The sequence below is a fragment of the Bradyrhizobium sp. 192 genome (assembly GCF_023100965.1).
Lineage (GTDB): Bacteria > Pseudomonadota > Alphaproteobacteria > Rhizobiales > Xanthobacteraceae > Bradyrhizobium > Bradyrhizobium symbiodeficiens.
Genome location: NZ_CP064690.1, coordinates 6,851,400 through 6,870,667 on the forward strand (window position 1 = coordinate 6,851,400; position 19,268 = coordinate 6,870,667).

A 19,268-nucleotide genomic window follows, 5' to 3' on the forward strand; every position below is an offset into this window, starting at 1 on the left:
TTTATCAACTCGATACATTGTTGTATCGAGTTGCATTCTGCCCTAACCTCGTCCGATGTCAAGGGTGAGAACCAGGCCGACCAGGGACGACACGCGCGACAAATTGTTCGAGGCCGCCGCGCGCGTGTTCGAGCAGGACGGCATCGGCGGCGCCAGCATCGAGGCGATCGCAGCGGCGGCAGGCTTCACCCGCGGCGCGTTCTATTCGAACTTCAAGAGCAAGGACGAACTGATCATCGCGATGCTCGAGGACCATGTCGAGCAGTCGATCCGGCGTAACCTCGACATCCTCGCGCAGCACGACAATCTCGACGACTTCATCGCCGCGTTGAAGGCGATGGACCGCAGCCGGCAGGACCCGCTCGGCCGCGCACCGCTCTTACACATGGAGATGATCCTGTTCGTCGCACGCGCCGAGAAGCGCCGCCCCGAACTCGCCAAACGCCTGCGCGCGCGGCGCAAACTTGTTGCCGACATCGTCGAGGCGACGTTGAAGAGCAACGGCAGAGGCGACAAGCTGAACCCGCCCTGGATGGCCTCCATCGTGCTGGCGCTGGAAGACGGCTTCCGTCTGCACCGGCTGATCGATCCCGAGACGACGCCCGCGGACAGCTTTCTGCGGGCGATCACGGATTTGCGGCGGAGGACGGGGCTGGCGTCGGATGAGGGGGCGTCTTCATAGACGCGGCGGGCTCGAAGCAAGCCGGTCACGAGATTTGTCGCAGGATCTGGCAAGGCACGCCCACTTTGGGAAAGAAGCTCGATCCGCCCTGGGCCACAAACGAGCGCCATCGTTCGAACCCGGGGTTTCGTCCTGCCTCAGTTCCCCAGCGGCGCTGCAACGCCGACGTCTCTTGTCGATGCCCTGAAGGCGGCTGCCGGGCTTCCGTCAGGGGCGCGCGCGAGCTTTTCCTGGGGCCAATGCGTTCGCGGCACCTACGCCCCATCGTATCAGGCCAAGGAGATCACCAAATCCCGCAGCTTCACCAAGCCATCCCGGGTGCTAGCGCGGTTCGCGGCCGATGGCTGCGCCCCGAACGCCGTGGACATTGGCAGAAGCTCGCTGCGCGGCTTCAGCTTCCGGCTCGGCAGCGGGGATCAGCGCTCCGAGATCTTCACCCAGAGCGCCCCGGTTCATTTCGCCAGAACGCTCGACCAGATGCTGGCGTTCCTCCAGGCGCGCATGCCGGGACCGGACGGCAAGCCTGATACGGCGCAGGTCGAGGCATTCTCCGCCGCCAATCCCGAAACGCTGCGTCAGGCGAGCTATATTGCCGTGCATCCGCCGCCCGCGAGCCTTGCGTGCACGACCTATTGGGGCGTGCACGCCTTTCCAGCGACAAACGCAAAGGGCGAGACGCGGTTCATCAAATTCAAGGTCGCGCCGGTCGGCGAAGAAGGCAGGCCGCCCGCCGACGCGGCCAAAGCCGAGCCCACCGGTTTTCAGCGCGGCGAGCTCGAAGCCCGGATCGGGGCACGCGATGTCAGGTTCAGCGTGATGGCGCTGCTGGACCGGCCCGGCGACCCCGTGATGGACGTGACCAGCCGTTGGCCCGACGAGGATGCGCGCGAAGCGGTACGCCTCGGAACGATCGTGATAACGGGCACGGAATCCAACGAGGCGTGCGACGGGTCCGCGTTCAATCCGGCCAATCTCGCCGAAGGCATCGACCATCCGCCGGACGAGATGTTTGCAGCGCGCAGCGCCGCCTATGCCATCTCTCAGGCAGGGCGCCGTTGAGCCGAACAGCGGGCGGTCAGGCTCTTGGAAAGGCTCTTGGAAAGGCTCTTGGAGAGGCTCTTGGGCGCCCGATCACGTTTCGCTTTCCGGCAAGCCCTGCGCCTCGCGGCGCCACATTCCCGGGCTGACGCCGACGATCGAGGAAAATACCCGGGTGAAGTGGCTTTGATTGGCGAACCCCGCCGAGATCGCAATCTCCGCCAGCGACAGGTCGCGCACCGTCATCAATTGCTTGGCCGTGTCCACGCGCTGGCGCAGCAGCCATTGGTGCGGCGGCAGGCCGGTGGAGACGCGAAATGCACGCGAAAAATGACTGACGGAAAGATCGAACTCGGCTGCGACCTTGCCCAGTGAAAGCTTTCCGCGGAGATCGGATTCCAGCCGTTCGCAAGCCCGCTTGACCTGCCATGGAGCAAGGCCACCGCGCGCCGGCTCGGCGGCGCTCCGCAATCCGCCGTAGGTCGTCGCAACATGTGCGGTGAGCGCGAGCATCATGTGGTCGATGAAGAGCTGGTTGGCCTCATCAGGCTGGCGCAACGCCGACAGGAATGACGCGCCGAGATGGCGGATCGTCGTATCGTCATGGCCAACGCCGGGCTGATAGGCGAGTTCGCCGATCCGTGGCGCGCCGCCTTGCCTCGCCATGTCGTCCAAAGCCGAACGAGGCAGATAGAACAACAGGGAATGGAAGGGCTTGTCGATCACGTAGCGCGGATCGCGTTTCAGGTCGTACAGATATGTCGCGCCGGTCTGGATATCGCTCTTGATCACGCAGCGGCCGCGCTCCCAGCACTCGCAATCGGCGAAATCGCGAAATTTCAGGCCAACGAGATACGCGTCCTCCGAGGGCATCGAATCGGAAAGACGCGGCATGGGATGGTCATCCCGGGTTTCGGTGACGGCGAGCTCGGCGCTACGCAGCGAACGCGTGACCAGCGTTGGTGGCGCATCTTTCAGATGCAGAAACCGTTCAACTTTCTGCGCGAAGGCAGCTGCCTGTGCCATGGACGGATATCTCGGGCTTGGATCTCGTGTGAGAGGAGACTTGGGAGCGCGGCGCCATCGCCAAATCACGCCCGATTATCCGACATCGCCAAGCGACGGTCCAGACCAGCGCGTCGGAGCGATAGCCGTGTGACGGCCCGCCGCGCCTCTTGCCTCAGACTGTTTTTCACGAGCAATTTCAACGGGCTTGGACACATCTCGCGCGATCTTTGTTCAGTGCTCCGGCAGGCGCAACACCGGCTCATCGTGCATTTGTGAAAGCGCGCGCCGGCTTGGAGCAGGATCGGACAAAGCGTCACCGCTTCAGGAAATACGCTGATCCTTCGCAGTGCATAGAACACCCGCCGACTCGTACAAGTACGGACACTGATCGAAAGCTCGAGCTGATCAGGAGGACCACGCAATGACCGGGAGCACTGCACTCATGCGCAATCCCTCGCCCAAGGGCTTGCCACCCGCGCCGGGCTCACAGCCGGACGATCGCTCGAGTTCCGAGCGACGCGCCGATGCGGAGATGGCGCGCGTGCTCGGGACCGAACCACTTCGCATGGCATTGGAGTCCTCCGGTGCCGGGATCGCCCATTGGAAACATGATCCGTTGCACGACGTCGTCGAACCCATGAGCCACCACGTGATCATGGCCTACAACGGCGTGATGCAACGCATGGAGCGGCGGACGGGAAAATCGGTTGCGATCGGCACGTTTCGTCGCGGGGTCGTGATCATCATTCCAGAAGGATCAAGCTCCCGATGGGACATTCCGAAGCCTGTCGATGTGGTTCAACTGTATCTTCCCGATGCGACGTTGAAGCGCGTTGCTCGCGAAGCCGAGATCACGGGAGCGGACGATCTGCTGGAGCGGACGGCGCATCCCGACCCCATTACGTCCCGGCTGCTCCTGAGTGCGGCGGATACGCTGGGAGGCAATGAAGCCCTGGATGCGCTGTTCCGGCATCAACTGACAGATCTCCTGGCCACGCGCCTGCTGGTTGCGCACACGGGTTCTCCGACCCCGCTGCAGCCGACCATGGGCGGGCTATCGCCGAAGATCCTGCTCCGTGCGATCGAACGGTTGCGCTCGGACAGCGATGCGGACGTCTCGCTCGATGCGCTGGCCTCCGATGCCGGACTATCGCGCTTTCACTTCTGCCGCGCCTTCAAGGAAAGCACCGGGCTTTCCCCGCACTCCTGGCTACGCCAACACCGGCTCGAGCAGGCCATGAACATGCTGCGCGACGGCGACGAAACGGTCGTCTCGATCGCCGCGGCGCTGGGCTATTCGTCGCAGACGGCGTTCGCAGCAGCCTTCAGGAAGCTGACCGGTGAGACGCCGAGCGACTGGCGCAGGCGGCACGCGCGCTAACGAGCCTCGCCGATCCGGCCCCTCGCGCTACCATTTCTGTCGCACGCTCAAGGAAAGCACCGGGCGTTTGCCGCATGCGTAGCTGCGCCAGCACCGGCTCGAGCAAGCCGTGAAGATGCTGCGCGACCCCGACGTTTCGATCGTCTCGATCGCAGCCGCGCTTGGCTATTCCCCGCAGACGGCGTTCGCGGCCGCGTACAGCAAGCCGAGCGGCGAAAGCCCGAGCGGTCGGCCCAGGCCCTAAGCGTTGGCAGCAATCGCGCTGCAACCACGGCAATCGCTCTGGCGCAGCGGCAAATCCGATCCGCTAGATCATCACCATGCCCAGACCAATCGACGGAGACCGAAGATGACCTGGAAAAACTTCATCAGCCGGCGGTTGATCGGTTCGCGCCGCCGAAGCCTCGCGACCGCAACCTTGTACGGACTCTCGCTGGCCGTTCGCTTCACGTCGGCAACGGGCGAGGAGGTAGAGATTCCGGCGCACGCCATGCATCCGGTCTACCCGCTGGTGTTCATCATGACCCGGGATGGCTCCGGCCTTCCCTACCAGGACTGGGGCCCTGGGGCGACTCTGCCGGTCGTCTTTCGCCAAAGTTGGTTGCGCCAAGGTTGGTCACGCCAAGATTGGCCATCGGGTTCGCCGCTATCGCGCTGCGTTGCGCCTTAACACCGGCGATTCACCTCACCTCTTCGTGCCGTCACCGGATACTGCCCTGGAGCGGTGCAGCAGCTGCTCCCGCACAAATTTTCGAAACGCAGACATCAAGGAGTAGACACATGCGACTCGTCATCATCGGCGCCGGCTTTGCCGGCATGTACGCCGCCCTGTCCGCCGCCCGCCTGCGTGAGATCCGGGGCGTCTCGCCAGGCCAACTCGAGATCGCGCTGGTGGCCCCGGAGCCGACGCTCGTGGTTCGCCCGCGGCTCTATGAACGGAAGCCGGAGACCTTGACGGCGCCCCTGTTTGACATGCTCGAGGCCATCGACGTCAGCTATGTGCAAGGCAGCGCCGAAACGGTCGACACCAAATCCAAATTGGTGAAGATCGCCAACGCGAACGGCACGAAGAAGTCGCTCTCTTACGACCGCCTCGTCGTGACCACCGGCAGCCGGCTGTTTCGTCCGAACATTCCGGGTCTTGCCGAGCACGGCTTCAGTGTCGATTCGCTGGACGATGCGATCACGCTCGACAAGCACCTGCATGGTCTCGCCAAGCGACCGGCCACGACCGGGCGCGACACGGTCGTCGTCGCCGGCGGCGGTTTCACCGGCATCGAGGCGGCCACCGAAATGCCGGCGCGGCTTCGCGAAATCCTGGGCACCAGCGCAAAGACTCGCGTCATCATCGTCGAGCGCAACGATGCGATCGCGCCCGACATGGGCGCGGGCCCCCGGCCGGTCATCGAGGAAGCCCTGCGCAAGGTCGGCGTGGAGACACGGATCGGCGCCGGTGTCGCCTCGCTCTATGAATCCGGCGTCACGCTGTCGAGTGGCGAGCACATCGAAACCGAGACCGTGATCTGGGCGGCGGGGATTCGCGCCGCGCCGCTGACGGCGCAGATTCCCGCCGAGCGCGACAGTTTCGGCCGGTTGCTTGTCGACCGCTGCCTGCAGGTGACAGGCGTTCAGGGCGTCTTCGCGGCCGGCGATGCGGCGCGTGCCGCCTGCGACGACGAGGGCAATTACGCGTTGATGTCGTGCCAGCACGCCACGCGGATGGGCGCCTTCGCCGGCAACAATGCCGCGGCCGAGCTGCTCGGCCTCGCAACCAGGCCTTACCACCAGAAGACCTACGTCACCTGTCTCGACCTCGGCGAAGCCGGCGCGCTGTTCACGCGCGGCTGGGAGCGCAACGTCGAGATGGTCGGCGACGTCGCCAAGAAGACGAAGCGGGAGATCAACACGGTCTGGATCTACCCGCCGCGCGCCGAACGCGCCGCCGCGCTCGCGTCAGCCGATCCGGAACGCGTGACTGATCTCTAGACGCCTTGACCACACTTACCACCGAAGACGCGCGGTCTCTTGCAGAACCGCGTCAAGACAGAGCGAAGGAGCTTTCAAGATGAACCAGACGATCCGCAACACTGAGGAGACGAACATGAACCTGCACAACACCACACGCCCCGCCGGGGCCGGGCCCCAAGAGCTGGTTCCTTCGCGCTACGCGCTGAAGATCGGCGAGATCGACGTGATGGTGATCAGCGACGGCGTACTTATGCTGCCAGGCGCGATGCTGGCCCACAACGCCGACCCGGCCGTCCGCGCCGCGTGGCTGAAGGACATGTTCCTGCCGCCGGATGCGTTCGACTGGGCGCTGAACGTGGTGGTGGTGCGCAGCGGCGACCAGACCATCCTCGTCGACGCAGGACTGGGATCCGACCCGGACTTGCACTTGCCGCGCGCCGGCCAGTTGAGCAAGCGACTGGAAGCCGCGGGTATCGATCTTGCGTCCGTGACCGACGTGGTGCTGACGCACATGCACATGGACCACATTGGCGGGCTGCTCGTCGACGAGGTGAGGGATCGGCTGCGCCCGGACCTGCGCATCCACGTGGCGGCTGCCGAGGTCAAGTTCTGGGAGGCGCCCGATTTCTCCCACGTCTCGATGCCGCCTGGATTCCCGGACGCGCTTCGGGCGACCGCCAAGCGGTTCGCGAAAGAATATCACAACCAGCTGCGCACCTTCGAGGATGAGCACGAGGTGGCGCCGGGCGTGGTGGTCACGCGCACCGGCGGCCACACCCCCGGGCACAGCGTGGTCCGCCTGGCATCCGGCGACGATCGGCTGACATTCGCCGGCGATGCCGTGTTCACCGTCGGGTTCGACCACCCCGACTGGTACAACGGCTTCGAGCATGATCCCGAAGAGGCGGCCCGCGTCCGGGTCCGTCTTCTGCGGGAGCTGGCAGCGAACGGAGAGCTCCTCGTCGCCACTCACATGCCGTTCCCGTCGATCGGCCGGGTGGCGGTCGACGGCGACCACTTTCGCTGGGTGCCAGCGTTCTGGGACTACTGACCGCCCGTCGGGTTAGAGCCGAACCGGGGTGCGACTCACCGCATGAGTGGGGTCGCACCCTGCTTTCGACGCTGTCCCTACGCCGACCGCCTCACGCCATCACTCCCCACCGCGGCAACGTCCAGCCGCCCCAGCATCGCCCTCGCCTGCTCGGCGCAGTGCTCGATCAGCCAGCGCTCGAACGCGACGGGGGGAAGTGCGGGGGCGTAGAGGAAACCTTGTACGACGTCGCAGCCGAGTTCAGCCAGGGTGTTGCGCTGGCCCTCGGTTTCGACGCCTTCGGCGACCACGGTCATGCCGAGGCCCTGGCCGACGCGCACCACCGCGGTCGCGATTGCAACCGCGCCGGCGTCACGCTCGATGTCGCGCATGAAACTGCGGTCGATCTTCAATTCGCGGATCGGCAGATGCACAAGACGGCTGAGGCTGGAATAGCCGGTGCCGAAATCGTCGACCGAGAGGCCGACGCCGAGCTCGCGGATCGCGTTCATCGTCTCCAGCGCTGCAACGCTGTCCTGCATGAAGGCGCCTTCGGTGATTTCCAGCATCAAGGCGTCCGCCGGCAGATCGTATTCGGCGAGAATGTCCTTGAGCCGCGCGGCCAGCGTGGCGTTGCGGAAATTGATCGGCGACAGGTTCACCGACACGCTTGGAATGTCGAGGCCGGCGCGGCGCCAGCTCGCCATCTGCCGGCAGGCCTCGCGCACCGACCACAGGCCGATCTGTTCGATCAGGCCGCACTCCTCGGCGAGCGGGATGAATTTTGCCGGCGAGACGTCGCCGAGCAAGGCATCGTGCCAGCGCGCCAGCGCCTCGACGCCATGGATCGCGCCATCGCAGCTGCGGATCTGCGGCTGGTAGCTGAGGGTCAGCGTCCCTTCCGCGATGGCGCGGCGGAGCGCTGCGATCAAGGCCAGGCGCTGCTCGGTGAGCCCGTTCATCTCCGCGCTGAAGATGCGATGGGTCGAGCGCCCCGCCTGCTTGGCCATGTACATGGCGGCGTCGGCCTGCTGCATCAGCGTGTCGATGTCGGTGGCATGATCGGGATAGAGGCTGATGCCGATGCTGACCGACATCGGCATCGGCTTCGAGCCGATCCGCAAGGGTGCCGCGAGCGCATCGGTGATCCCGGACGCGACGCGATCGGCGGCCTCGGCGTTACGCTGCGGGAGCAGGATGACGAATTCGTCGCCACCGAGCCGTCCCAGCATGTCCTCGGGTCCGATCTGCTCGCGCAGGCGCTGGGCGAGCTGGATCAGCAGCTCGTCGCCGGCGGCGTGGCCGAGCGTGTCGTTGACGTCCTTGAAATGATCGACGTCGAGGAAGGCCAGCGCGACATGACTGCCGTGCGGGCAGGCATCGATCGCCGTCGTGATCAGGTTGCGCAGCTGCGCGCGGTTCGGCAGGCCGGTGAGAATGTCGTGGTAGGCGAGCCGCGCGATCTCGGCACGCGCTTCCTTGCGTTCAATCGCAAAGGCGCCGAGATTGACGCAGGCATCGACGATGCGCCGGTGCCATTTGCTCGGCGCGCGCGCTTCGCGAAAGTAAAAGGCGAAGGTCGCGATGACCCGGCCGTCCTTGGCCTTGATCGGCGTCGACCAGCAGGCGCGCAAGCCGATCGCGAGCGGCATTGCCTTGTAGGGCTGCCAGCGCGGATCAGTGTCGAGATCCTCGGCCAGAACTGGCTTGCCGTAGAAGGCGGCGGTGCCGCAGGAGCCGACATTGGGGCCGATAGCAATGCCGTCCAGCGCGCGGGAATAGTCCTCGGGAAGGCTGGGGCCGCCCAGCGGATGAACGAGACCGGCGGCATCGACGTGGAGCAGCGAGCAGACGACATCGGGCGCGATCTCCTCGACGCGACGGCACAGCCTGTCGGCGATTTCGGTGATCGCGACTTCGTCCGCGAGCGAACTCATGATGAGCTGCTGCAGCGACCGCAACTGCTTGGTCTCGGTGATGTCCTCGATCAGCGCGAAAATGTGCTTGACCCGGCCCTTCGTGTCGCGGAAGGCATCGATCCGGGCACAGACCCAGATCTCCTCGCCGTCCTTGTCGTAGGCCAACACTTCGGCCTCGCCGCGGCGGCCGCCATGCCTCAGGCGCCCGATGAGCTTAGCGATGGCCTTGCGATCGGTGTGCCGGCCGGCAATCAGCTCGCCTGCGCGACGGCCCTCGGCCTCCGCGTTGGTGTAGCCGAACAACGTCGTGAAAGCGGAATTGACGTAGACGATGTTCTGCTCGGTGTCGCTGATGATCACCGCCCGGTTGGTCTGGTCGGAGACGGCGTGGAGAAGTCCAATCCTGACGCGGCGCTCGGCCTCCCCGGTGACGTCGCGCGCAAACACGATGTAATGATCGGCGCCGCCGGTTTTCACGGAAGAGAGCGCGATAGCCGCCCTGATGCGGCTGCCGTCACGGCGCACGAGACTGATCTCGTCCCGGAGATCTGTCACCGGATCGGGCTGAAAGCCCTTGAGGGAGAGAATTTCAACATTGCGACCCAGCACGTCGGTGCGCGGCAGCTTCCAGATGCGCTCCGCGGCGGCGTTGAAATGCGTGATGCGATGCGCGTCGTCGACGATGACGACGCCATCGTCGGCGCGTTCGAGCGCGGCTCGAAGCACGTCCGGAATTTCAGTGAGACAATCCAAGGCGGACATCGTTTGACCCGGCAACATCGGGAAAATGCGGCAATCGGCCCGACGCTAACGCTCCGATGGTGTCCAAGACGTTTTCGCCGCCTGATGGCCTCGGGCCAAGACGCGACATGCTTAACGACCGGCAAAAAAACAACGACGGTATCTCGATGCGTGCTGAGTCTTAGTCCGTGCCGGTTTCCGTCTGGAGCTTGTGCAGACGGCCGGCCACCGCCCGCACCTTGCGCGGTGCCGCCTGCCAGATCGAGAGCGCCGAGAGGGCGCTCATGATCATCGCCACGGCGAAGGCAAGCGTGTAGTCGCCGGCGCGATCGTAGAGGAAGCCGGTCACCCACGGTCCGGCCCCACCGCCCGCCAGCGCCGCCAGCATGATCGTGCCGAAGATGCTGCCCTGATGCTTGCCCTGGAAAATCTCGAACACCACCGCGCCCATGATCGAGGTGAGGCCGTAGCCGAGCGCGCCTTGCGCGAACACCATCACGTAGACCAGCCACAGCGACGGCTGGAATTTCAGTACCATCAGCGCCGCAAAGCAGATCACAAAGCCGGCGCAACTGATCGCCCACACCCATTCCCGCCCGATCCGGTCGGAGACATGACCGAGCAGGATCTGACCGGGAATGCCGAGCAGGCTGACCATGCCGAGCGCCCACACCGCGACACCGGGACTGAAGCCGATGTCGAGCAGGAATTTGGTCTGGTGCACCTGGACGGCGTACCAGATGTACAGGCCGCAGAAATAGCCGAGCGCGATCCACCAGAATCGCGCGGTCGCGACGGCGCGTTTCAGCGTCCAGTCGGTTCCGACCCAGGTGGGATCGACGACGTTGGAGATCGGCGGGGCCGCGCCCGCGGCCGGGACGGCATCGCCGTCCGGCTCAAGGCCGATGTCCTGTGGCCGCTTGTGCAGCAGCAAATTGACCGGCGCCAGCACGACCAGGACGAGCAGGCCCATCGCGGTGCAGGCGGTGCGCCAGCCGGTCTGCTCGATCATGTGCTGCACCCATGGCAGCAACGTCACCGAGCCGATGCCGACACCGGCGAAAGCGATGCCGATGGCGAAGCCGCGCTTGCGGATGAACCAGTTCGGCAGGAACAGCGACTGGCCGGAATAGCCGAGACACACCGAGCCGGCGCCGACCATGACGCCGATGGTGACATAGAGATGCCAGGGCTCGCTGGTAAGCGGCGCAAGCAGCAACCCGCCGCCCATCAGCACCACGCCGAGCTCCATCACCGCGCGCGGGCCGGCGCGGTCCATCAGGCGGCCGATCAGCGGGCTGACGAAACCCGACACTACGAAACCGAAGGAGAACGCGCCCGCGGTGACGCCGCGTTCCCAGCCGAATTCTGAGATGATGGGAGGAAAGAACAGTGAAAAGGCGGTGCGCGCGTTGACGCCGATGGCCATGGTGACGAAGGTCACGGCGACCACGACCCAGCCGTAGAAGAACCGAAGCCGCATGTTTGTATGTTTCATCCCTGGACGGTCCTACCGACCATCCGGGAATGCCCGGGTCAAGCGAATTCCGCGCATGCTCGTCGGCCGAGATGCGCCAGGACGCGCTCAGGCGGCGTCGCGCCGTGAGGGTCTGACGGGCGCATCGAACAGGATCCGCTCGATCGGCTGCGGGCGGCCGAACAGATAGCCTTGCGCGAAATTGACGCCGAGCGCCTTCAGCCGCTCGAACTCCTCGCGGGTCTCGACGCCCTCGGCGGTCACCGACATGTCCAGCCCGCGCGCCAGCGTCACGATCGCGGAGATGATGGCGGAAGAGCGCGGCTGATGGGTGAGGTTGCGGATGAACGACTTGTCGATCTTGATCTTGTCGAACGGAAACGCCGTCAGATAGCTCAGCGAGGAATAGCCGGTGCCGAAATCGTCGAGCGCGAGCTCGATGCCGAGCTGCTTCAACCGCTGCATGAAAGCGTGGTTCTCGACCCCGCGCTCCAGCAGCACGGATTCCGTGATCTCGATCTCCAGCCGCTGCGGCGGCAGGCCGGAATCGGCGAGCGCCGCGCAGATCATCTCGAACAGCTCGGCCTCCTTGAACTGGATCGGCGACAGATTGACGGCGACTGCGAGATCCGATGGCCAGCCGGCCGCGTCCGCGCAGGCGCGCCGCAGCACGAATTCGCCGAGCGGAACGATCAGCCCGGTCTCTTCCGCAAGTGGAATGAACTGATCCGGCGGAATCAATCCGCGTGTCGGATGCCGCCAGCGCACCAGCGCCTCGAAGCCGCGCCGCGCGCCGCTCAGCGCGTCGACGAACGGCTGGTAATGCACCTCCAGCTGGCACTGCGCGATGGCGTCGCGCAGATCCCCCTCCAGCGTGTTGCGGGCCTCCAGCTCGGCCGACATCGCCTCGTCGTAAATGGTGAAACAGTTGCGGCCCACCGATTTCGAACGATAGAGCGCGAGGTCCGCCTTCTTCAGGAGTTGTTCCTGATCGCTGCCGTGATCCGGCGCGATGGCGATGCCGATGCTGGTGCCGATCTCGACGCGGTGACCGGGCAGCAGGAACGGTTCCGTCAAGAGCTTCGCGATCCGCGCCGCCAACTCGGTCGAGCAGGCGCGCTGGTCGGCACCCGCTTCCTGGATGACGGCAAACTCGTCGCCGCCGAGCCGCGCCAGCACGTCGTTGGCGCGCACGGCGGATTTCAGCCGTTGCGCCACCTGGCGCAGCAGCGCATCGCCGGCGCCGTGACCGAGGGAATCGTTGACGTTCTTGAAGCGGTCGAGGTCGAGCATCAGGATCGAGAACGGCAGGCCTCGCACGCTCAGCTGGCTGTTCATCTCGTCGAGCCGGGTGAGGAAGAAGGCGCGGTTCGGCAATCCGGTCAGGATGTCGGTCTGGGCGAGTTCGAGCACCCGCCGGTTGGCCAGCGACAGCCGGCGCGAATTGCGGCTCGCGAGCATGAGATAGGTCGACAGCGACAGCGTCAGCAGCAAGCCGACGATGAGCACCGCGCCCGCGCGATCATAAGTCGTCTCCAGCGGACCGCCGGCGGTCGGAACCGCCCGCACCTGCCAATCGGTATCACCGATCTTGAGACTGCCCGACCAGTGCAGCGCCCGCGCGACGTCCCGCATCGACTGCGGCGCCGTGGCCGCTGAGGAATAATCCGGCAGCGTCTGTTCCAGGCTGACGATCTGCGCCGTGAAGGGCGGGTAGACGTTCATGCTGACCGCGGGGCTTGCCCCGGTGGTGACGCGAATGGTCTGGATCAACAGCGGCAGGTCAAAGATGCCGACCACGAAGCCGGCCAGATTGCGACGCCGGTCCGCGACCGTCTCGCGCGACGTTCCCTTGGCGTAGACGGGAATGGCAACGAGGACATCGGGCAGCCGGCCTCCCTCTCTCGGCTCGAACAGGCGCGTGCGGATGGCTGCGACCTTGTCGTTGTCGCGCGCGCGCTCCAGCACCGCGCGGCGCTCCGGGACGGTGGCGTAATCCATGCCATAGACCGGCGATGTCTTCGGCTGGGTCGAGTAGAACACCGGAAAATATTCATCGCTCTGCGGCGCAGTCGCGAAGCTCTCGCCCTGGAGCGACTTGATGCGATAGCCGGACACGCCGTCCGTGATCGCCGCGGTCTCGTATTCGGCGCGCTCCCTGCGGTTGACGCGCGGCAGCCAGGCGATGCGCAGCATGCCGGGATGACGCTCGAACAGGCGTGCGCTGAAGGTCTCGAACTCGGCTCGGGAGACTTCGTCGTTGGTCGATTCGAACAACGTGCGCAGCGCGACGAGCCGGGAAATGTATTCGCCCATGCCGTTCTGCATGACGATCGCCTCGGTTTCGGCCGCGTTCTCGAACTCGATCCTGTTGACGCGATCTTCCCACCGCGCCACGGCGGCCGCGCCCGCGACCGAGAACAGAAGACCGACGCCGACGGCGACGAGCGCAGGGCGATAGAGCCCGAGCAGCGGCGCGGCACGCCACCATCCGGTCATCCCCCTCCGATCCTGATCGTTCCGATCGCGATCGCCCATCTTCAAGCGCCGTCCCCTGTCCGCGACGAACCGAACCTCTGGTTGAGGCACCGGCGCGGCTATCGGAACAAGACCGCGGTTAAGAACTGCACAATTTCGGAACCCGAGCATTCCGCAACGCGTGAATTAGTTAACGAAGTCTCCGAATGATCCGGCGTTGTGGAAACAAGTTGCCGGTTTTCCCCGGAGTCTTACGGACCGTCCGCGCGGCGCGGAGTTAGCGTCCTGTTCAGCCTCGCAGACCTATCGTTCCTGCAACCGCGTCCAGCATCCGGCAACCATTCTCATGACACGATCGCGATCCGCGGCATATGTCGCCTCGACCATCGCATTGCTGGCCGCAGCGATGCTCCCGGCGAGAGCCGACGAGGCCGGCGTCAGCGAGGATGCGATCCTGTTCGGCCAGGCCGCCGCGCTGGAGGGCCCCTCCTCCGCGCTCGGACAACGCATGCGACAAGGCATCGTCGCGGCATTCACCGAGATCAACGCCAAGGGCGGGGTCCACGGCCGCAAGCTCCAGCTCATCAGCCGCGATGACGGCTACGACCCCGACCGTTCGGTGGCGCAGACGCTGCACCTGATCGAGGACGACAAGGTGTTCGCGCTGATCGGCGCGGTGGGCACGCCGACCGCGATGGCGACAATTCCGATCACCAGCGCCAGGAACGTTCCGTTCATCGGCCCTTTCACCGGCGCCGAATTCCTGCGCGATCTCGAACTTCCAAACGTGGTCAACATCCGCGCGAGCTATGGTGCGGAGGCCGAGGCGTGGATCAAGCACCTCACCGACGATCGCCACTTCACCCGCATCGGCATCTTCTATCAGGACGATTCCTTCGGCCGCGACGGCCTGACCGGCGTCAAGCGCGCGCTCGCCAAGCGCGGCCTCGAGCTCGCCGCCGAAGGCACCTTCGAACGCAACACCCGCGCGGTCGCGGCCGCCTGGCGAATGATCAAGCGCGCCGAACCCGAAGCCATCGTGATGGTCGGGACCTATGGGCCCTCCGCCGAGTTCATCAAGCTCGCGCACCGCAGCGGCTTACATCCGACCTTTGTCAACATCTCCTTCGTCGGTGCCAATGCGCTCGCCAAGGAGCTCGGCCCCGAGGGCGAAGGCGTCATCGTTTCCCAGGTCGTGCCGTTTCCATGGGATCGCTCGCTCAAGCTCGTCGCCGACTATCAGGATGCGCAGAAGGCGTTCGATCCGACGCTGACACCGGACTTCGTGTCCTTGGAGGGCTATCTCTCCGGCCGCCTCGCGGCCGCAGCGCTGGAGAAAGCCGGGCCGAACCCGACGCGCGCAAACCTGCTCCGCACCATCAACGATGTCGGCCGCTTCGACATCAGCGGCAGCGTCGTCACCGTCGGCATGCGCATGATAGACACGCCGCCGAAGGTGTTTTTGACGGTGATCCAGAAGGACGGGACGTTCAGGGCGGTGGACCGGCTTTAGGGCCGCTTCACCGCCGCCTCGTCCAGCGGTCGGCGTTCACCGCTCCCGGCGGGACCTCGCCTTTGACGATCGCCTCGACCTGCCGCACGGTTTCCAGCGACTGATATTCGATCGCCTGCGGCGTCAGCCCGCCGACATGCGGCGTCGCAATGACGTTGGGAAGCTTCGCCAACTCGGGCGTCGGCATCTGATCGGGCGCGCGGCCGACATCCATCGCCGCGCCGGCGATACGACGCTCCAGCAGCGCGCGTGCCAGCGCCGCCTCATCAACGAGATTGCCGCGCGAGAGATTGAGGAAGACCGCATGCTTCTGCATGCGCGCCAGCGCCGCCTCGCCGATCAGATTCTCGGTCTGCTCGTTGGCGATCGCGAGGCAGACGACGTAGTCCGACGCAGCGAGCAGTTCGTCGAGAGCGACCTGCCTGATGGTGCCGTCGCCGACGATGGCGAAGGGATCGGAGACCAGCACCTCCATGCGCAGCACTTTTGCGACCTCAGCGAGATAGCGGCCGATGCTGCCGTAACCGATGATACCAATCTTGCTGCCGGCAAGCTGGCGGCCCATCCGAGCTTCCGGCTTGCGGCCGGCCTGGTAGTCCGCTGTCGCCCGCGAGACGCCGCGGGAGAGATCGACCATGAAGCCGAGTGCGAGCTCGGCGACGGCCTGCACGAAGCCGGGCCCGGCGCGGGTCACGAGCACGCCAGCCTCCGAGGCCGCTTCCACATCGACGTTGCGGATATCGACGGCACAGCGGACGAAGGCCCGCAGGCGCGGCAATTGCGCAAAGATCTCGCCGCGACCTTCCGTCATGCGGTCGGCGACGATGATGTCGGCATCCTGCGCAGCGCGCACGAGGCTGGCGGCGTCCAGAGTGGCGTCGCTCTCGTGCAGGATTACCTCGGCGGCCGCGCGCAGGCCGCTCAGGCTGCGATCGCCATAGTAATTGCCCTGCATCTCCGACGTGTGAGCGAGCAAAACCTTCACGACAAAACTCCTTCAGTAGCCGAATGCCCGCGGCAGCGCGGTCGAGAGCCATGGCACGAAGGCGATGACGAGCAGGCAGAGGAACAACAGGCCGAGATACCCCATGATCGGCTTCACCGTCTGCTCGATCGGCACATTGCCGATCAGGCAGGCGCCGTAGAGCCCGAGCCCGAGCGGCGGCGCGAACAGGCCGATGCCCATGGCGATGACCAGCACGACGCCGAAATGCAGGGGATCGACGCCGAGCTGCACCGCGACCGGCAACAGCAATGGCCCGAAGATGATCAGCGCGGCCGCACCCTCCAGCACTGAACCCATCACGATCAGCACGGCGATCGCAAGCAGAATGAAAAGCCAGACGCCTGACGTCTTCGACAAGCCCAGCATGAAATCGCCGACCGCATGCGGCACCTGCTGCAAGGTCAGCGTGAACGCGAGCGACTGCGCTGCGGCGACGATGAACAGCACCAGACCGGCGCGCGTCGCCGCCTGCACGAAGCTGTGTGTCGCCGATTTGAAGCTGAGCTCGCGGAACACCACGCTGCCGACGACGAGCGCGTAGGCCACCGCGAACGCCGAGATCTCGGTCGCGGTGGCAAAGCCGCTCTTGAAGCCGAAGAAGATCATGAAGATCAGGCCGAACGAGGCGATCGCTCCGCTCCACAGGCCCGAGACCGGCATCTGTGGCTCGACCTCCTCGACCTTGTCCGGCCGCTTGCCGAAGATGACGGACACGGCGATCAGCGCAGCCGCCATCAGCGCCGCCGGCAACAGGCCGGCGACGAACAGGCCGCCAATCGAAAGATTGGCCACAAAGCCGAGAATGATCAAATTGATGCAAGGCGGGATGGTCTCCGCCATCACCGCGGAGGCCGCGAGCAGCGCCACCGCGCCGCCAGGGTTCTGCTTCGAGCGGCGCGCCGCCGGGATCAGCACCGAGCCGACCGCGGCGACATCGGCCATCTTCGAGCCTGAGATGCCGGAGAATAGCACCATCGACGCGACCATCACGACGTTCAGCCCGCCGCGCATGCGCCCCACCCCGCGCTGCAGCAGCTCGATCAGCCGCACCGACATGCCGTTGGCTTCCATGAGATAGCCGACGAGGATGAAGAACGGGATCGCAAGCAGCACGAAATTGTCGATGCCGCGCGCCATCTGCTGGGCGAAGATGACGCCGGGCAGCGCGCCCTCGACCCAGATAAAGATGAGCGCGGCGAGCGCCAGCGCAAAGCCGATCGGCAATCCGCCGAACAGCGTCACGAAGAAGCCGACCAGCATCAGCGTGCCCGCCGACGGCACCGAGGACGGCGACAGATAATCCCAGGCGAGATAGAGGCCGGTGACGACGATGATCGCGATGAGCCCCCTGACGATATCGGGAAACGGCCGCGCGCAGAGATGGTCGATCGCGAACACCGTCATGAACAGCGCGCCGACGCCCATCGGATAGAAGGTCAGCTCCAACGGCAGGCCGGAGCCGGTGGTCTGCCCCGCGGTGAGCGAACCTAGCTTGATGGCGTTGTAGGCGACATAGCCCGCGATCAGCACCACCAGCAGCGCGCCGGCGGCATCGACCAGCGTGCGCAGACGCGCCGGCAGGAGGTCGCGAAAGAACGAGACGCCGACATTTTCGCCGCGCGCGAGCGCGCTCGCCGCTCCGAAGAAGGCCGAGCCGACCATCAGCCCGCGAGCGACGTCATCCGACCATTCGACCGGTGCGTTGAAAAAGAAGCGCAGCAGCACGGAAGCGCAGACCACCACGAGATCGGCGACGAGCAGGACGGCCGCGATCGCGTCGCTGAGGCGAAGCAGCAGGGTGATGCTCCCGTGGCGGCCGCCCGGGAGCGACACGGCGGCTGTCATCGTCATCTCAGGCTTGCGTTGCGCGGATGATGTCGATGACGGCCTTGGATTCCGGCCGTGCCTTGATGAAGTTTTCGGTCTGCGGCGCGACGCGCTTCCTGAACGCCTCGCGGTCGCATTCGGCCACCGTCACGCCCTTCTCGGTCAAAGCCGCCAGCGCCTCCTTCTCGACCGCAAGCCCATGGGCACGCGTGTCGGCTGCGGCTTTCTTCGCAGCATCGAGGAAGCCCTCGCGCAGCTTCGGATCCATGCGGTTGTAGGTCACGTCGCTGAAATAGATCGCGAGCGGCGAGAAATTATGCTGCGTCAGGGCGTAGAATTTCGCAGTCTCGAAGAATTTGCTGGCGAGGATCGTCGGCGGATCGTGCTCCAGACCGTCAAGCACGCCGGCCTGCAACGCTGTATAGATCTCGCCGAAGGCCAGCGGCGTCGCGGCAGCGCCCATCAAGCGCAGGCATTCGGTGATGACGGGATTGGGCAGCGTCCTGATCTTGAGGCCGGCGAGATCCTCCGGCGTCTTGACCGGCTTCTTCGCCAGCACGCTGCGCGAGCCGAAATTATACGCCCAGGCGATGATGCGGATGTTGCCACCCTTGAGCAGTGCATCCTCGATCGGCTTGGCCGCACCGGCGTCAAACGCCTTGGTCTGCTGCGGGAAGCTCGAGAACAGAAAGCCGAGATCGTAGGTGCCGACCAGCGGCACCAGATTGGCCGAGATCGACGAGCCCGACACCATGAGGTCGATGACGCCGAGCTTCACCGAATTGATGACGTCGATCTCCTGGCCGAGCTGGTTGTCGGGGAAGAACGCGATCTCGATCTGCTCGCCGAGCCCGTTGCCCTTCAAATTCTTGACGAGATTGTCGTAATAGACGCGGCCATTGGCGAATTTGGGATCGTTCGGCAGCGAGGAGGAACATTTCAGCTTCAGCGTCGCGGCTTCGGCACGGCCGATGATGGCGGGAGAGAGCACGAGTCCGGCGGTAACCGCCGCCGATGACTTGATGAACGCGCGACGGTTCACGGGCACGATGGTCATGGTGCGGTCTCTCCCACATTATTTTTGTTTGCCGCGGTCGTTGCCGTGGCCTGTTGCATGGACTGTATGGCCAAAGCGACGGCACAGGCAAGCGTAGGGCTTGCAGGCGCACAGCAGCGCGTCGGACGCGCAGCAGCCCGAGA

The 19,268-nt window shown here is 65.3% G+C and carries 14 protein-coding genes and 1 pseudogene; 8 read left to right on the top strand and 7 right to left on the bottom strand.

What is annotated here, in order from left to right:
• Window positions 1-55: 55 nt before the first annotated feature.
• Window positions 56-682: a TetR/AcrR family transcriptional regulator gene (locus IVB24_RS32105; protein WP_094977394.1), complete on the top strand. Its 627-nt coding sequence runs from the start codon at window positions 56-58 to the stop codon at window positions 680-682.
• Window positions 683-964: 282 nt separating this feature from the next.
• Complete coding sequence (locus tag IVB24_RS32110; protein ID WP_346771384.1) at window positions 965-1,741, top strand: catalase; 777 nt, start codon at window positions 965-967, stop codon at window positions 1,739-1,741.
• Window positions 1,742-1,813: 72 nt separating this feature from the next.
• Here IVB24_RS32110 and IVB24_RS32115 read toward each other — a convergent pair whose 3' ends face one another.
• Complete coding sequence (locus IVB24_RS32115; RefSeq protein ID WP_247770403.1) at window positions 1,814-2,746, bottom strand: AraC family transcriptional regulator; 933 nt, start codon at window positions 2,744-2,746, stop codon at window positions 1,814-1,816.
• A 424-nt stretch (window positions 2,747-3,170) separates the two neighbouring features.
• Between IVB24_RS32115 and IVB24_RS32120 the strand changes: the two genes are divergently transcribed.
• The 5 genes and pseudogenes from IVB24_RS32120 (at window position 3,171) to IVB24_RS32140 (ending at window position 7,128) form a co-directional block, all read left to right on the top strand.
• On the top strand, window positions 3,171-4,109 hold the full coding sequence (locus IVB24_RS32120; RefSeq protein ID WP_162308928.1) for an AraC family transcriptional regulator: 939 nt from the start codon (window positions 3,171-3,173) through the stop codon (window positions 4,107-4,109).
• 13 nt (window positions 4,110-4,122) lie between these two features.
• Window positions 4,123-4,353: pseudogene (locus IVB24_RS32125) on the top strand (helix-turn-helix transcriptional regulator); the annotation flags it as partial.
• 105 nt (window positions 4,354-4,458) lie between these two features.
• Window positions 4,459-4,779 (top strand): hypothetical protein, encoded by a 321-nt coding sequence (locus IVB24_RS32130; RefSeq protein ID WP_244607459.1) that lies wholly within the window; start codon window positions 4,459-4,461, stop codon window positions 4,777-4,779.
• Between the two features lie 110 nt (window positions 4,780-4,889).
• A complete protein-coding gene (locus IVB24_RS32135) occupies window positions 4,890-6,095 on the top strand; it encodes an FAD-dependent oxidoreductase (RefSeq protein ID WP_247770404.1) in 1,206 nt (401 codons plus the stop codon).
• A gap of 79 nt (window positions 6,096-6,174) precedes the next feature.
• Window positions 6,175-7,128 carry an MBL fold metallo-hydrolase gene (locus tag IVB24_RS32140; RefSeq protein ID WP_247770405.1) on the top strand — a complete coding sequence of 318 codons (954 nt, stop codon included), beginning with the start codon at window positions 6,175-6,177 and terminating at the stop codon, window positions 7,126-7,128.
• A 77-nt stretch (window positions 7,129-7,205) separates the two neighbouring features.
• On the opposite strand, the gene IVB24_RS32145 is transcribed toward IVB24_RS32140, so the two are convergent.
• The 3 genes from IVB24_RS32145 to IVB24_RS32155 form a co-directional block, all read right to left on the bottom strand.
• Window positions 7,206-9,788 (bottom strand): EAL domain-containing protein, encoded by a 2,583-nt coding sequence (locus IVB24_RS32145; RefSeq protein ID WP_247770406.1) that lies wholly within the window; start codon window positions 9,786-9,788, stop codon window positions 7,206-7,208.
• Window positions 9,789-9,948: 160 nt separating this feature from the next.
• Complete coding sequence (locus IVB24_RS32150; RefSeq protein WP_247774220.1) at window positions 9,949-11,250, bottom strand: MFS transporter; 1,302 nt, start codon at window positions 11,248-11,250, stop codon at window positions 9,949-9,951.
• Window positions 11,251-11,352: 102 nt separating this feature from the next.
• The gene (locus IVB24_RS32155) at window positions 11,353-13,743 is read right to left on the bottom strand and encodes an EAL domain-containing protein (protein WP_247770407.1); all 2,391 of its coding nucleotides are present in this window, start codon (window positions 13,741-13,743) and stop codon (window positions 11,353-11,355) included.
• Window positions 13,744-14,068: 325 nt separating this feature from the next.
• Between IVB24_RS32155 and IVB24_RS32160 the strand changes: the two genes are divergently transcribed.
• A complete protein-coding gene (locus tag IVB24_RS32160; protein WP_094977386.1) occupies window positions 14,069-15,235 on the top strand; it encodes an ABC transporter substrate-binding protein in 1,167 nt (388 codons plus the stop codon).
• Between the two features lie 7 nt (window positions 15,236-15,242).
• Here the strand turns inward: IVB24_RS32160 and IVB24_RS32165 are convergent, their stop codons facing one another.
• The 3 genes from IVB24_RS32165 to IVB24_RS32175 are packed head-to-tail and all read right to left on the bottom strand — an operon-like array spanning window position 15,243 to window position 19,125.
• Window positions 15,243-16,220 carry an NAD(P)-dependent oxidoreductase gene (locus IVB24_RS32165; protein ID WP_247770408.1) on the bottom strand — a complete coding sequence of 326 codons (978 nt, stop codon included), beginning with the start codon at window positions 16,218-16,220 and terminating at the stop codon, window positions 15,243-15,245.
• Between the two features lie 12 nt (window positions 16,221-16,232).
• Complete coding sequence (locus tag IVB24_RS32170; protein ID WP_162308689.1) at window positions 16,233-18,086, bottom strand: TRAP transporter large permease subunit; 1,854 nt, start codon at window positions 18,084-18,086, stop codon at window positions 16,233-16,235.
• Window positions 18,087-18,093: 7 nt separating this feature from the next.
• Window positions 18,094-19,125, bottom strand: coding sequence for a TRAP transporter substrate-binding protein (locus IVB24_RS32175; protein ID WP_094977383.1), 1,032 nt, complete (start codon window positions 19,123-19,125; stop codon window positions 18,094-18,096).
• Between the last annotated feature and the right edge of the window lie 143 nt (window positions 19,126-19,268).